This window comes from Polynucleobacter sp. HIN9, assembly GCF_030297635.1.
Lineage (GTDB): Bacteria > Pseudomonadota > Gammaproteobacteria > Burkholderiales > Burkholderiaceae > Polynucleobacter.
Genome location: NZ_AP028140.1, coordinates 1619285 through 1633058, shown reverse-complemented (window position 1 = coordinate 1633058; position 13774 = coordinate 1619285). Strand labels below are relative to the sequence as shown.

Sequence of the window (13774 nt, the reverse complement as noted above, 5' to 3'; positions counted from 1 at the left end):
GATTAATGTCTAAAGTGTCGTGTACTTGTGAACACCATTGCAATGCCATGCTCATTAGCCGCCTCAATCACTTCAGGATCCCGCATGCTGCCCCCGGGCTGAATGACACTAGTCGCGCCTGCAGCCACCACCACATCCAGACCATCACGAAACGGGAAGAAGGCATCACTCGCAACCGCAGAACCCTTGAGACTTAGGCCAGCATGCTCAGCCTTAATGCTTGCAATTCGGGCAGAGTCAATCCGACTCATTTGACCAGCACCGATTCCTAAAGTCATGCCATTGGCGCAATACACAATTGCATTAGACTTCACAAATTTGGCGACTCGCCAAGCAAACATCAGGTCTGCTAATTCAGTGGGACTCGGCTGACGCTTGGTTACCACCTGTAATTCCTGGGGGAGCACATTTTTTGAATCGCTCGATTGCACTAACAGACCGCCCCCAACGCGTTTGAAGTCAAATTGATTTAGAGGATTAGCCCCTTCCTTAGGAAGCGGAATTTCGAGAAGACGTACATTTTGTTTAGCAGCAAAGATTGCCCTGGCAGACTCGCTAAAAGAGGGGGCGATCAGCACTTCAACAAATTGCTTTGCAATTGCTGTAGCGCATGCCTCATCACAGGGACGATTGAGTGCAATGATTCCGCCAAAAGCAGAAGTTGGATCGGTTTGTAATGCTTTTAGGTAGGCTTTTTCTGCGGTATCTGCTATTGCTACACCACAAGGGTTGGCATGTTTAATAATGACACACGCCGCTTGATCCTGACTAATGGATTTAACGCATTCCCAAGCAGCATCCGAGTCAGCAATATTGTTAAATGACAACTCTTTGCCTTGAAGCTGTTGGTAATGAGCGAGACTGCCAACCGGTGGTACGAGGTCCTTATAAAACGCTGCAGATTGGTGAGGGTTCTCACCATAGCGCATTTCTTGAACGCGCTCAAATGCCAAATGCAGAGTCTGTGGATAGGGATGGCGCTTTTGATGATCTTGCGTATCGTCTAAAGAACTTAAGTAGTTCGCAATCGCTCCATCATATTGAGCGGTATGGGTAAACACTTTTTTTGCAAGTGCCAAGTTGGTTGCAAACGACACTGTATTCTGATTACGGCACATCTCATCCAAAACCATTGTGTAATCCGCTGGGGAAATGAGTACGGTGACATCTTGATGATTTTTAGCAGCAGCACGTAACATGGCTGGTCCACCAATATCAATATTCTCAACCGCCTCTTCAAAGCTGCACTTGTCTTGACTCACTGTTTGTGTAAAGGGGTAAAGATTAATTACCAATAGATCAATTGGTTCAATCCCATGCTCGGCAATGGCGGCCATATGTTCTTTGGAGTCGCGCCGAGCCAATAAGCCGCCATGAACTTTTGGATGTAAGGTTTTGACCCGACCATCCAACATTTCGGGGAACTTGGTGAGGCTTGCCACTTCAGTAACCGGTAAGCCTTCTTGGGCCAATAGTTTGGCGGTGCCGCCAGTTGAGATCAGTTTTATGCCTAGGCCATGCAGCGCTTGTGCAAACTGAACAATGCCACTTTTATCGGATACGGAGAGGAGGGCTGTACGAATCATGATTAGATTAAGCGATGCTCTAAAAGTTTTTTGCGTAAGGTATTGCGATTAATCCCTAAATAGGACGCTGCTAAAGATTGGTTTTGCTTGGCATGCGCCATGACCAGCTCTAACATCGGTTTTTCAACCACACTCAAGACCATTTGATAAATATCATTGGGCGGCGTGCCTTTGAGGTCATCGAGGTAGCGTTGCAAATTGATTTCAATGCATTCTGTAACAGGATGTTTATTGCTTTTCATGATGGTTCAATTAGGCTGCTTCTAAAAATAAAAGATGATCGGAGTGGAGCTTCATTTCGTCAAAATAATCATTGACGAGTTGCAATTGGGTTTTGCAATCCTCAGTACTATTCATTTGGTGACGAAACGCATGCGAGTTGCGTAAGCCTTTGCAGTACCAGGCAATATGCTTACGTGCAGTTCGCAGACCTGTGTACTCGCCATAGAATGCGTAGTGATCGAGCAAATGCTCATTAAGAATCGCTTGAATTTCATGAACCCGTGGGGGAGGCAGGAGTTCACCCGTTTTTAGATAGTGCTCAATTTCCCGAAAAATCCAGGGTCTACCTTGTGCAGCTCGTCCAATCATGAGCGCATCCGCCCTAGTAATGCGCAAAACCTGCTTAGCTTTCTCGGGGCTGTTGATATCGCCATTCGCAACCACCGGAATTGAAATGCTACTCTTTACAGCCGCAATCGTTTCGTACTCAGCGTCACCGTGGTACAAGTCCGCTCTGGTACGTCCATGAATCGTGAGCATCGAAATTCCAGCCTCTTGCGCAATTTTTGCAATTTCTTGCGCATTCTTATGATCACGATCCCAGCCGGTTCTAATTTTGAGCGTCACGGGCACCGCATCAGGGCCAGTGCCAGCGGCTTGAACCACCGACTCCACAATTTGCTGAACTAAAGGTTGATCTTTTAGGAGGGCAGAACCAGCTGCGACATTGCAAACTTTTTTTGCTGGGCAGCCCATATTGATATCAATGATTTGGGCGCCTCGATCCACATTCAAGCGAGCTGCTTGCGCCATCATCTTTGGATCTGCTCCTGCAATTTGGACTGCAATGGGTTTGAACTCGCCAACATGGTTAGCGCGCCTCAAGGTTTTTTCACTATTCCATAGCATGGCATTGGAGGCGATCATTTCCGAGACCGCATAACCTGCCCCTAATTTTTTACATAATTGTCGAAAGGGGCGATCGGTAACACCAGCCATCGGCGCAACAAATAGAGCATTGGCTAGTGAGTAAGGACCGATTTGCATACCGAGGGAAATGGATCTGAATTGGAGGCATCACTGTACCACACCCGTTCCTTAACTGCCTAATTTTTAGGCAATCTAGCGCCGGCCAAACATCATTTGCTTGGCAAGAGTTATTTTTACAGGCGGTAGCCAGGCGAGAGCACTGAGTGCTAGGCCACGCGAGACCTGAATGGGGAGTAAGGGCGACGTGAACACGCGTGCTAAGAAGTCGGTAATGCCAATCGTTGCGCGCCGATCAATTTGGCGGCTTTTTGCATACTCAAGCAGTTGGGCTTTTACGGCATTGGGCGTTACCGCCTGTCTTTGCTTAAAGAGATCGGCGAGTTTCTCAGCAAGTAGGTAAGCGTCGCGTAAGCCAAGATTAAGACCTTGGCCAGCCACTGGATGCAAGGTTTGTGCTGCATTGCCAATCCATACCTCATGATCAATACAAACCTCTTTGCGGTAGTTCAAGCCAAGGTCATACAAACGGCGATTAGCGATGTTAGTAAATCGACCCAGGCGTCGACCAAAACTATGCTCCAGTTCATTGAGAAACTCATCATCACTAAGAGCTAGTCGGCGTTGACTCGATTCTGGGGAGGCGCACCAGACTAGATTATGAGTATTGGGCCCTAGATGCGAGGGCAGCAGTGCAAGCGGACCTTCGTCGGTAAAACGCTCCCACGCTTGATGGGCAATTGGATGTTCCACATCCACAGTGCCCACGAGGGCCTCTTGACGGTAATCGCGGCCTGACTCGACCCAATCCTGTTGCTTAAATAACCCACCCTCGGCATGTACGATGCATGCAGCTGGTGGTGTATTGAAGCTTTCATCCGCATTGTGATGCCACACAAAATTCGGTGAATGGGCCCCCAGAGCCCGCAGTGCTTTTCTGAGGGTTAGATGAATATCGCGATAGCGACTAATATGACCCAAGGCATCCTGCCCGAGTTCTTCACGCGTCATTAGGGCTCGACCAAAGTGGCCAACCTGAGAGACGTGAATTCGATGAATCGCAGGGCAATTGGATGGCCAAGCATTGATCGTATCAAGTAATAATTTACTGCCATGCGATAGCGCGATACCACGTTGATCGCCCGACTGAATTTGCTCGTCATCTACAGGATTACGATCAATCAAGGTCAGACTAATGTGTGGATTTTTTTGTAAAAGCCAAGCTGCGCAGGCAAGACCGACAGGACCCCCGCCTTGAATGACAACTGTATGAAATGTGTTCATACACTCATTCATTAAGAGCGGATGATGGACTCAATTTCAACTGGATCAACCGGGACCCCACGGGAAATGAGTTCGCAACCATTGGCAGTCACTAGAGCGTCATCCTCAATCCGAATTCCAATATTCCAATAGGCCTTCGGAATATCCTCAGCTGGGCGTATATAAAGACCGGGTTCGATGGTAAGCACCATGTTCTCTTCAAGCGTGCGCCAAGGTCTTTCGGTATCAGCTTGAGTTACAGTATGAAGTTCGCGATAGGATCCGACGTCATGGACATCCATACCCAACCAATGGCTAGTGCGGTGCATATAAAAACGCTTATAGGCTCCTGTCTCAATGGCATTGTCGAGAGAGCCAACTTCGCCAATCCGAATCAGCTTTTCATCGATTAAGCCTTGCGTCAGAACTTTTACTGCGGCTTGGTGTGGATCGATAAACGAATGCCCAGGGCGGGTCGCATCAACCGCTGCTTGTTGGGCAGCAAGTGTAATGTCATAGAGGGTGCGCTGGGCACTGCTAAATCGTCCATTAATTGGAAAGGTTCGGGTGATGTCGGAGGCATAGCCATGAAGCTCGCACCCGGCATCAATTAAACACAGATCACCATCTATGAGTTCAGCCGATCCTGCACGGTGATGCAATACGCAGGCATTCGCACCGGCGGCCACGATGCTGTTATAGGCAACGCTCTCGGCCCCGTGATAACGAAACTCATAGAGCAACTCGGCTTCTAATTGATATTCACGCTTTCCGGGTTTGCAAGAGCGCATGGCGCGAATGTGAGCTTGGGCAGAAATCGCTGCGGCTTGCCGCATGATGGCGATTTCCTCAGGACCTTTAAACAAACGCATTTCATGCAAAATAGTTTCAATGTCATGAAATACCTCCGGGGCATTGATTCCCATGCGGGCGCGCTGGCGCACCGTGTTCATCCATTGCCGCATCGATGCATCATCATGTGAGGCTGCGGCAAGTTTGATATATACCGCGTTTTGATCTGCTAAAAAATCAGGAAGTTTTTGGTCTAGTTCAGAGTTTGGGTATGCAGCGTTTATCAGTAAATGGGCAGGTGCCTCTTGGGGGCCCAAGCGGTATCCATCCCAAATCTCGCGTTCGAGATCTTTAGGTCGACAGAAGAGGTGGGTCTCATAGCTGGATTTTGTAACCACCATCACTAGGGTAGCCGCAGGCTCTTCGAAACCGGTGAGATAAAAGAAGTCACTGTCATGCCGATAAGGAAAATCGCTATCTCGATTGCGTGCCTTTTCGGGGGCAGTTCCTAGAATGACTACCCCGCCACCTGTTTTGGCTTGAATGATGGATGCCAAGCGATCACGACGCTGTTGGCAGGCATTCATGAGCGGATTGTGCGAGATTGGACGATTCATCTTGATAGTTTTAGGATCGATTTAGTTCAGCTAAGCGTTCGGGACTACCTACATCCTGCCATGAACCTGAATATTTTTCACCGGAGATCTGATGATTAAGCATTGCCCTGCGTAAGATCGGGGCTAATTTAGCACTTTCTCCCCGATTTAACCCATCAAATAAGCTCCGGTGATAGATACCAATCCCTGAAAAAGTCAGTTTTGGACTATTGGAATTCGAATGCTCCTCCCCGCGCACGATGCTGCCATCAAGATAAAAGTCGCCTATCGGATGATGGGGTGGGTTGGGAACCAAAATTAGATGAGCCAAAAGCTGATTTTGGTTACGGAGTTGATTAGCACGTTGGATCAATTCATGAATTGGAAAATTAGGACTAAAAACATCCCCATTAATCACCAGAAAAAAGTCAGCAGGCTTGAGAATGGGCAATGCTTGGCAGATTCCCCCGGCTGTTTCCAGGGCACTTACCTCCGGAGAGTATTGAATCGACAGGCCATATTCATGGCCATTCCCTATGGCCGCCTCGATCTGTTTACCAAGCCAGGCATGGTTGATCACCACATGTTGAATCCCAGCCCGCTGTAGGGATTCTAGATGCCAGCTGAGCAATGATTTACCACGAACGATTAATAAGGGTTTCGGGGTATGGTCGCTTAATGGACGCATGCGCTCCCCTCGACCAGCGGCCAATAAAAGACAAGGTAAATTCTGTGCAGTCATCGATAGTGAACAGTTTAAGACGACTGTTTTGCAACTTGATCCAAAATCCGCAAAATAGGCTTAAAGCAACCGTAACGACTTGCAACCGCGCGCGTATATTTGAGAACCAAGGGAATATCGTTTAAGTAATTGGCTTTACCATCGCGGTGATATAAGCGCGCAAAGATACCTAGGACTTTTAGATGGCGCTGTAAGCCCATCCATTCAAAGTCCCGATAAAAATCCGCAAAATCAGATGGAACTTTCAAGCCAGAAGCGCGAGCTATATCCCAATACTCAATCAAGAAATCAAGTACTTCTTCCTCGGTCCACTCAATATAAGCATCGCGCAATAAAGAGACAATGTCATATGTAATCGGTCCATATAAAGCATCCTGAAAATCCAAAACTCCGGGGTTGTTAGATGAGCAATGCATTAAATTGCGCGAATGAAAATCGCGATGGACATACACCTGCGATTGGGCAAGATTATTTTCTTTGATCAACCAAAAAATAGTATGCAGTTGATTTCTCTCATCATCACTTAGAGTGTATTGATGATGACGTTTTAAATACCACTCATCAAATAGATCGAGTTCGCGCTGCAAGGTTGCATCATCATAAGGTGGCAAAACACCCTCACGACTGGCATATTGCATTTTTACTAAGGCTTGGCTGGCATCTCGGTAAAGTGCTTTTGCATTACTTGGTGATAAGACGCTCAGATAAGTTTGACTTCCTAAATCACTGAGTAGTAAAAATCCTTTTTCCTGGTTTTCGGCGAGGATGATGGGTACATGAAGCCCTGCATCTTTTAAAAGATTAGCAACCTGAATAAAGGGTAAAACGGTCTCTTTATCGGGTGGAGCATCCATCACAATCAGGCTGGGGTATTGGGGGTGAGCGCTAGCGATTCGGAAGTAGCGTCTAAAGCTGGCATCTGCGGAAGCAGGGGCCAAGCCGGTGGGCTCTAGCCCCCAACGGCCCACTAGGCTATCAAGCCATTGATTCAGTTGAATTAAGCGATTGTCAGGCATGATCGATTCGTATAATAAGGGCTGTCTGGATCCATGAGTCATTATCGCCTTCGCGCCGGCATCAGCGCCTATCTTGCATCTTTAAAGACCCCGTTCGTGATCCTGGGTAGGGGGCTATTGGTCGCCGCACTCTTTGTGTCGCTGCCACTGATGGCACAAAACTTAGGCCCAGTCACCAATGCGATTTCACCATTATTACCATCGCCCCAACAAAATCAAGCGCAACAGGAGCTTCAAAGACAAGCGCCAGTTCCGATTGGCGAGCCACCCCGACCATTGCCGGTTGGATCGCTCCCAACCACAACCCTAGTTCCTAGTCGCGCCGAAGTCACGGTCTTAAAGTTAGATGATCAATTACGGGTTGGTAAACCGATTCCAGATAGTGAGGCCTTGACCTTCACCTTTAGCGATGAAATTGATGGGGTGGTTGATCGTCAAATGAACTTGAAGGGGCGTGCTCAAATTCGTCGGAACAATACCATCATTAAGGCCGATGAAATTAATTACGATCCTGATACAGATATTGCAAATTTAATTGGTAATGTCGAGCTCATTAAAGGAAATACTCAGTTCTCAGGGCCCCGCGCACGCTTTAAGGTTGATGCGCGTGAGGGAGAGATGGATAAACCGAACTATGAGCTTCGGGATGTTCGCGGACGTGGTAAAGCGAACAAGCTAACGATTGAGTCGGCCGATGTATTTATCTTTGATAAGGCCACCTATACCACTTGCAGTCCAGATAATTTAGATTGGTATTTCACGGCTACTCAGATTGAGGTTGATCAAGAACAAAAACAAATGACCGGGCGCAATGGCGTGATGCGTTTTTTTGATGTACCGATTGCATACGCACCTTACTTTAGTTTGCCTACGTCCAATCAACGTCGCTCTGGATTGTTGGCGCCTGTGATTGGTTATAACTCGAATAATGGTTTAGATATTTCACAACCGTACTACGTCAATATTGCGCCGAATCGCGATCTCACCATTACACCTCGGTTCATGAATCATCGCGGAACATTACTAGGCGGCGATTTTCGTTATATTGATCCCAAGTATTCAGGAACGTTGAGCGGTCAGTTCATGAACTACGACAAAATTTTAGGACGCGATCGTTGGAAGTACGACTGGCAACAGCGACAAATGCTAGGTCGAGCGTGGAATGGTTACGCGAATGTGAGCAAGGTATCGGACAATCTATATCCAATCGATTTTTCCTACGGCATTGGTGGTGCAGTGACGAATCAGTTTCGGCAAGAAGTGGGTACCAATTATGGCGGTATCAAAAACTGGAATTTCACTGCACGCGCACTGACCTTTCAGACCCTACAACCAGATCCAACAGCACCCGTCACTTCTCCCTACAACATCTTGCCCCAAGTCACCGCCAACTATCGAAATCAGCGTGCCTTGGGCGCCCCTGGAGCATTCTCGGGTGGGTTTAATCGAGCCCCCGACATTACATTCAGCGCAGACTTCACTCGCTTTTCATATAACACCAATAATCTGTATGCACCAGCCTCTGGCATGCCACAGGGAGGGTCATTTAGTCAGGCGGATCGAACCGTGATTCGCGGTAGTATCGCTTTGCCACAAGTTACTCCGGGATATTTCTTGAGACCCAAGTTGAGTTTTCAGGCCAATCAATATTCTGGGATGCTCACAAATAGCCCATCAACTTCGATTAATCAATCCTTAAATCAACCGATTCAAGGATTTGCCTTACCAACCTTTAGTTTGGATTCTGGTTTGGCGTTTGAGCGTGACGCAAGAGAGATGAAGGGCTTCTTTGGGCGCGACATGATTGTGACCATGGAGCCACGTGCCTTTTATGTGTATACACCATTCCAAAGTCAGGCACAGACCCCGCTCTTTGATACTGCTGACGCTGGCTTTGGTATTACTCAAATATTTAGTGAGAACACTTTCGTGGGTAATGACCGGGTGGCTGATAACAATAAATTAACTATGGGCTTGACAAGTCGTGTTCTAGAAACGAACACTGGCGCCGAGCGAGCTACAGTAACGTTGGCTCAACGTCAAGATTTCACAGGTCAACGGGTTGGCTTGAACGGTACGATCCAAAACCCAACGCGTTACTCTGATACCTTGGGTGCCAGTACGATCCGTTTGCTAGGAAACTTTAACGTCGATTTATTTGGACAATACAACACCCAATTGAATCGTTTTGTACAAAGCAGTGTTGGCGCGGGGTGGCGACCGACTCCGGGCCGCAGCCTTAATTTTGCCTACCGGAATGTTTGGAATCCACCAACCGATGGCACGAACTCTGGTGTGACTCAGACCGATCAATACAATGCCTTTGGCGAGTGGCCAATATTTAAAAAGTATCGTGTATTAGGCCGTTGGGGGTATGACGCCTTAACAGCAAAGACCTTAAATACCCTCGTGGGATTGCAGTATGACGCAGATTGTTGGACCGCACGCTTTGCTTACTCGCAAGCCCGTAACACCTCCCAAATCACTACTACCCAGGTCCTTTTTCAATTAGAATTTAGAGGCTTTGCTAGTGTTGGAAATAATCCAGTCGATGTGATGCGTCTAAACGTTCCTGGATACCAGCCGGTAGCCAAGCCTTTGCCACCCTCACCCTACGAAAATTATCAATAATGATTTTGTGTCGTAATTCATTCCTAAAGTTCACCATGTTTCCTTATTTGATGGCATGTGGATTCTTGGGCGTGTTGTTTAGTCAGCCATTGGGCGCACAAAATAATCCGTCTGCCAATGAGCCTAAGATCGTCAACATTGATGGCGTAGTGGCGGTTGTGAACACTGGGGTTGTAACGCGTAAGGAAATTGATGATCGGATTGCCTCGATTCAAAAGCAAGCACCAGCTGGCGGAAAAAAATTACCAGAGGGTAGCGAGTTACGTAAGCAAGTGCTCGAAAACTTGATCTTAGAGAAGATTCAAATTCAGGAAGCCGAGCAAACTGGTTTAGCCGTTAATGATAAAGAGCTCAATAAGATTATTGAAGACATTGCAACTCGGAATAAGTTGACCTTCAATGAATTTCGGGAGACAGTCACCAAATCAGGCATGAATTTTCAGCGCTATCGCGAGCTATTGCGTGAAGATGTTCTAAAAGCACGTTTACGAGAGCGGGAGGTTGATTCACAAATTAAGATCTCCGATGCTGAAATCGATAACTTTATTGTTGAGCAGATGCAGCGTCGCGGAGCAGAGCCTGCCGCAGCAGGCTCAGGTCCTGAAGAGATTGCGGTTGCTCAAATTTTTATCCCGGTGGAAGAGGGAGCAGGTCCCAGCGCTCAAGCTGATGCTAGAAAGCGTGCTGAAGCATTATTAAAAGAAGCGCGCGGGGACACTGATTTTATGCAACTAGGCGCACAAGCAAATAAAGAAAACTCTCGTATTAAGTTCCAGGATCTTGGCTATCGCACCCAAGATCGTTTACCCCAAATCTTTGTTGAAGCCGTAAGAAATCTTGGTCCTGGTCAAGTGGCACCATCGGTGGTTCGAAGCCCGGCCGGCTTTCATGTATTAAAAGTAATGGATCGACGTTCCAGCGGTACAGGGGCACGCGCAGCCACCAGTAATGCCAATCCAGCGGATCTCACCCCGCAGAATATGATTGTTACGCAAACACTAGCGCGACATATCTTGATTCGTCATCGCCAAGGATTGCAAGACGCGGATGTCGAGCGACGCCTGCAAGGTTATCGTGATCAGATTCGTGCCAAGACCGCTGATTTTGAGTCTTTAGCGAAGAAATTCTCAGAGGATGGCTCAGCCCAGAATGGCGGTATATTGGGTTGGATGGGTCCTGGCGAATTGGTGCCCCCATTCGAGATTGCGATGAATCGCCTGCAAATTGGCGAGGTGAGCGATCCAGTCAAGACGGAATTTGGTTGGCATTTAATTCAAGTGCTGGAGCGGCGCGATGCGCAATTAACGGTTGAGAAGCAACGTGAGTTTGCTAGAGCAGCCATTCGAGAGCGTAAGTTCGAGCAAGCCTACCAAGACTGGTTGCGCCAATTACGCGATACCGCGACTGTCAAGATTTTGAATCTGGATGAGCAAGTCCGTTAAGCTCGCACTGAGCACTGGGGAGCCGGCTGGCATTGGCCCTGAAGTTTCATTAGCAGCTGCCAAGGCCTTCATAGCAGCCCATGCTGATGCTGAGATTAGCTTATTTGGTGATCGGCAGTTATTTACGCGCGAGGTATTGCCGCCCCAAATCAAAGTTGTGCATATCCCTCTAAATCATCCACCACAATCTGGTGTTCTTAATTTAGCTAATGCGCAGTACGTGCTTTCAGTCATTCGAGCAGCCAGCGATTCTTGTCGAGTTGGTCAACATCACGCCTTAATTACTGCTCCGGTCCAAAAAAGTATTTTGGATACCCCGCAACATCCATTTACAGGACACACTGAGTTTTTGGCTGAGCTTGATCAGCAACGCCAGGTCGTGATGATGTTGTGCGGCGAAATCCCCGAAGCGCTCAGTGGTAAAGGGCAAGCAATCCCCTTACGAGTCGCTCTTGCCACCACCCATTTGCCTATTCGTCAGGTTGCCGATGCGATTCAGTTTGAGTCTTTATTCAATACTCTGAGAATCATCCAAGCGGATTTAAAGACACGCTTTGGTATCGCAAAGCCTCGCATTGCGGTGACTGGCTTAAATCCCCATGCTGGAGAGGATGGTCATCTTGGTCGCGAGGAGCTTGAAGTAATTATTCCTGTGATTGAGGCTGCTAAACATGAGGGGATCTTGGCCTCTGGGCCCTATCCAGCCGATACCTTATTTCATGCGGATCGCCTGCATTCATTTGATGCGGTCTTGGCGATGTACCATGATCAAGGCTTGGCTCCCTTTAAGTTGGCAAGTTTCACGGAGGGCGTGAATGTCACTTTGGGCCTTTCATACATTAGAACTTCCGTTGACCATGGCACCGCCCTCGATATTGCTGGGCAGGGTAAGGCAGATTGGCGCAGTATGTTTGCAGCTTTACAACTCGCAAGAGAGTTGGCTCTTACAAAATTGAATCACGATGCATCGAGCACGTAAGCGCTTTGGACAGAACTTCCTGATCGATCAGGGAGTAATTGCTGCGATTGTGAATGCCTTAAATCCGACGCCTGGCATGCACGTTCTTGAAATTGGTCCTGGACTTGGCGCCTTAACCCGACCTTTACTTGAGCGACTTGAAAAACTCGAGGTTCTTGAGATTGATCGCGACATTGTTTATACATGGGAAGAAGCAAAACTGCGAGAGCGCTTGGACGGCCTAATTATTCACGAAGGGGACGCTCTTCAATTCGACTTTGTTAGCTGGGCTAAGCAAGCTAAGGTATCGAAAGAGCGCTGCGCCTTGATTGGCAACCTACCATATAACATTTCATCGCCTTTGCTATTCCATCTGATTGCAGCCGCCCCATGGGTTGATGAACAAGTCTTTATGTTGCAGGCTGAAGTGGTAGAACGTATTACTGCATCAGCGGGTGATTCGGAGTACAGCCGCTTATCGGTCATGCTGCAAGCAAGGTACCACGTGGATTACTTATTGGATGTGCCGCCGACTGCGTTCGAACCTCAACCCAAAGTAGATTCTGCAGTGATTCAGATGATTCCACGTGCTGATTTTGCTTTAACACCAGCACAATGGGATGCGCTTAGTCAGATTGTGGCCTTGGCCTTTGCTCAGCGTCGCAAAATGTTACGCAGTAATTTACAAAGTATTGCTGAGCAACTAAATCTTACCGATACGGAGCTAAAAGCACGCGCCCAAGATATTTCAGTGGAGCGTTATATTCAGTGGGCGTTGATGCTATCAGGGAAGTGATTATTTGGATTGATAGGCTGTTGGGTCAATTCGTCGCATCTCACCCTCGATCCAGGTTTCCACAGCCCCATGTAAATCGTCACCCGATTTGCCCTGCGAGGGGATTGATGGCCCAATCGAGACTGTAATGAGACCAGGGTACTTCAAAAAGCTATTTCGTGGCCAGCAACGCCCAGCATTATGGGCGACTGGCAATACAGTTGCTCCCGTGAGTCCGGCTAAGCGGGCCCCACCTTTGCGATAGGGCTTATGGGATCCAACAGGTGTTCGGGTGCCCTCAGGGAACAAAATCATCCACTTGCCCGCCTTTAAACGCTCTTTACCTTGATTGGCAACCGATATTGCGGAGCCGCCTGCATCAGAGCGATTGATATGAATCATGTTCAGTAAGCCAATCACCCAACCAAAAAATGGAATCCAAAGTAGTTCACGTTTAAATACATAGCAGAGCTCTTTGGGAAAAATTTGTAAGAACGCGATGGTCTCCCAAGCCGATTGATGCTTACTAAGTATCACCACAGGCTGATCAATCACTGCTTGTATATTTTCTCTTCCCAGAACTTCAAACCGAACCCCACAAAAGAATTGCAAGAAAAAGATAATGCTTTGACCCCAGAACTGAATGATGCGATAGCGTGTATGTTCGCTCAGAAACGGAAATGTCATTAAGCAGAAAACGGCATACAGCGGCGTGTACGTTACAAGACTAATAAAAAAAAGAAGAGAACGAAGCCAAATCATGA

12 protein-coding genes are annotated in these 13774 nt (G+C 47.7%); 4 read left to right on the top strand and 8 right to left on the bottom strand.

Annotated elements, in window-relative coordinates; all coding sequences use genetic code 11:
- Positions 1 to 2: 2 nt before the first annotated feature.
- The 7 genes from purH to QUE62_RS08150 all read right to left on the bottom strand — a co-directional run bounded on the left by purH (position 3) and on the right by QUE62_RS08150 (position 7204).
- Positions 3 to 1586: a bifunctional phosphoribosylaminoimidazolecarboxamide formyltransferase/IMP cyclohydrolase gene (gene purH, locus QUE62_RS08180; RefSeq protein ID WP_286261491.1), complete on the bottom strand. Its 1584-nt coding sequence runs from the start codon at positions 1584 to 1586 to the stop codon at positions 3 to 5.
- Between the two features lie 2 nt (positions 1587 to 1588).
- The gene (locus tag QUE62_RS08175; RefSeq protein ID WP_108509095.1) at positions 1589 to 1828 is read right to left on the bottom strand and encodes a helix-turn-helix domain-containing protein; all 240 of its coding nucleotides are present in this window, start codon (positions 1826 to 1828) and stop codon (positions 1589 to 1591) included.
- A gap of 10 nt (positions 1829 to 1838) precedes the next feature.
- Positions 1839 to 2855, bottom strand: coding sequence for a tRNA dihydrouridine synthase DusB (dusB, locus tag QUE62_RS08170; protein WP_286261489.1), 1017 nt, complete (start codon positions 2853 to 2855; stop codon positions 1839 to 1841).
- A gap of 75 nt (positions 2856 to 2930) precedes the next feature.
- Positions 2931 to 4079 carry an FAD-dependent monooxygenase gene (locus QUE62_RS08165; RefSeq protein ID WP_286261487.1) on the bottom strand — a complete coding sequence of 383 codons (1149 nt, stop codon included), beginning with the start codon at positions 4077 to 4079 and terminating at the stop codon, positions 2931 to 2933.
- Between the two features lie 11 nt (positions 4080 to 4090).
- Positions 4091 to 5467, bottom strand: coding sequence for an aminopeptidase P N-terminal domain-containing protein (locus QUE62_RS08160; protein WP_286261486.1), 1377 nt, complete (start codon positions 5465 to 5467; stop codon positions 4091 to 4093).
- A gap of 10 nt (positions 5468 to 5477) precedes the next feature.
- Positions 5478 to 6188 carry an N-acetylmuramate alpha-1-phosphate uridylyltransferase MurU gene (gene murU / locus QUE62_RS08155; protein ID WP_286261485.1) on the bottom strand — a complete coding sequence of 237 codons (711 nt, stop codon included), beginning with the start codon at positions 6186 to 6188 and terminating at the stop codon, positions 5478 to 5480.
- Between the two features lie 14 nt (positions 6189 to 6202).
- The gene (locus QUE62_RS08150) at positions 6203 to 7204 is read right to left on the bottom strand and encodes an aminoglycoside phosphotransferase family protein (RefSeq protein ID WP_286261484.1); all 1002 of its coding nucleotides are present in this window, start codon (positions 7202 to 7204) and stop codon (positions 6203 to 6205) included.
- A gap of 33 nt (positions 7205 to 7237) precedes the next feature.
- On the opposite strand from QUE62_RS08150, the gene QUE62_RS08145 reads away from it, so the two are divergent.
- The 4 genes from QUE62_RS08145 to rsmA are packed head-to-tail and all read left to right on the top strand — an operon-like array spanning position 7238 to position 13031.
- A complete protein-coding gene (locus QUE62_RS08145) occupies positions 7238 to 9835 on the top strand; it encodes an LPS-assembly protein LptD (RefSeq protein ID WP_286261479.1) in 2598 nt (865 codons plus the stop codon).
- Between the two features lie 35 nt (positions 9836 to 9870).
- Positions 9871 to 11277, top strand: coding sequence for a peptidylprolyl isomerase (locus tag QUE62_RS08140; RefSeq protein ID WP_286261477.1), 1407 nt, complete (start codon positions 9871 to 9873; stop codon positions 11275 to 11277).
- Positions 11261 to 12256, top strand: a complete 996-nt coding sequence (pdxA, locus tag QUE62_RS08135) for a 4-hydroxythreonine-4-phosphate dehydrogenase PdxA (protein WP_286261475.1) — start codon at positions 11261 to 11263, stop codon at positions 12254 to 12256. Before QUE62_RS08140 ends, pdxA begins: the two co-directional genes overlap by 17 nt.
- Entirely contained in the window at positions 12240 to 13031 is a 792-nt protein-coding gene (gene rsmA / locus QUE62_RS08130) for a 16S rRNA (adenine(1518)-N(6)/adenine(1519)-N(6))-dimethyltransferase RsmA (RefSeq protein WP_286261474.1), read from the top strand. Before pdxA ends, rsmA begins: the two co-directional genes overlap by 17 nt.
- Here the strand turns inward: rsmA and QUE62_RS08125 are convergent, their stop codons facing one another.
- On the bottom strand, positions 13032 to 13772 hold the full coding sequence (locus tag QUE62_RS08125; RefSeq protein WP_286223541.1) for a lysophospholipid acyltransferase family protein: 741 nt from the start codon (positions 13770 to 13772) through the stop codon (positions 13032 to 13034).
- Positions 13773 to 13774: the final 2 nt, after the last annotated feature.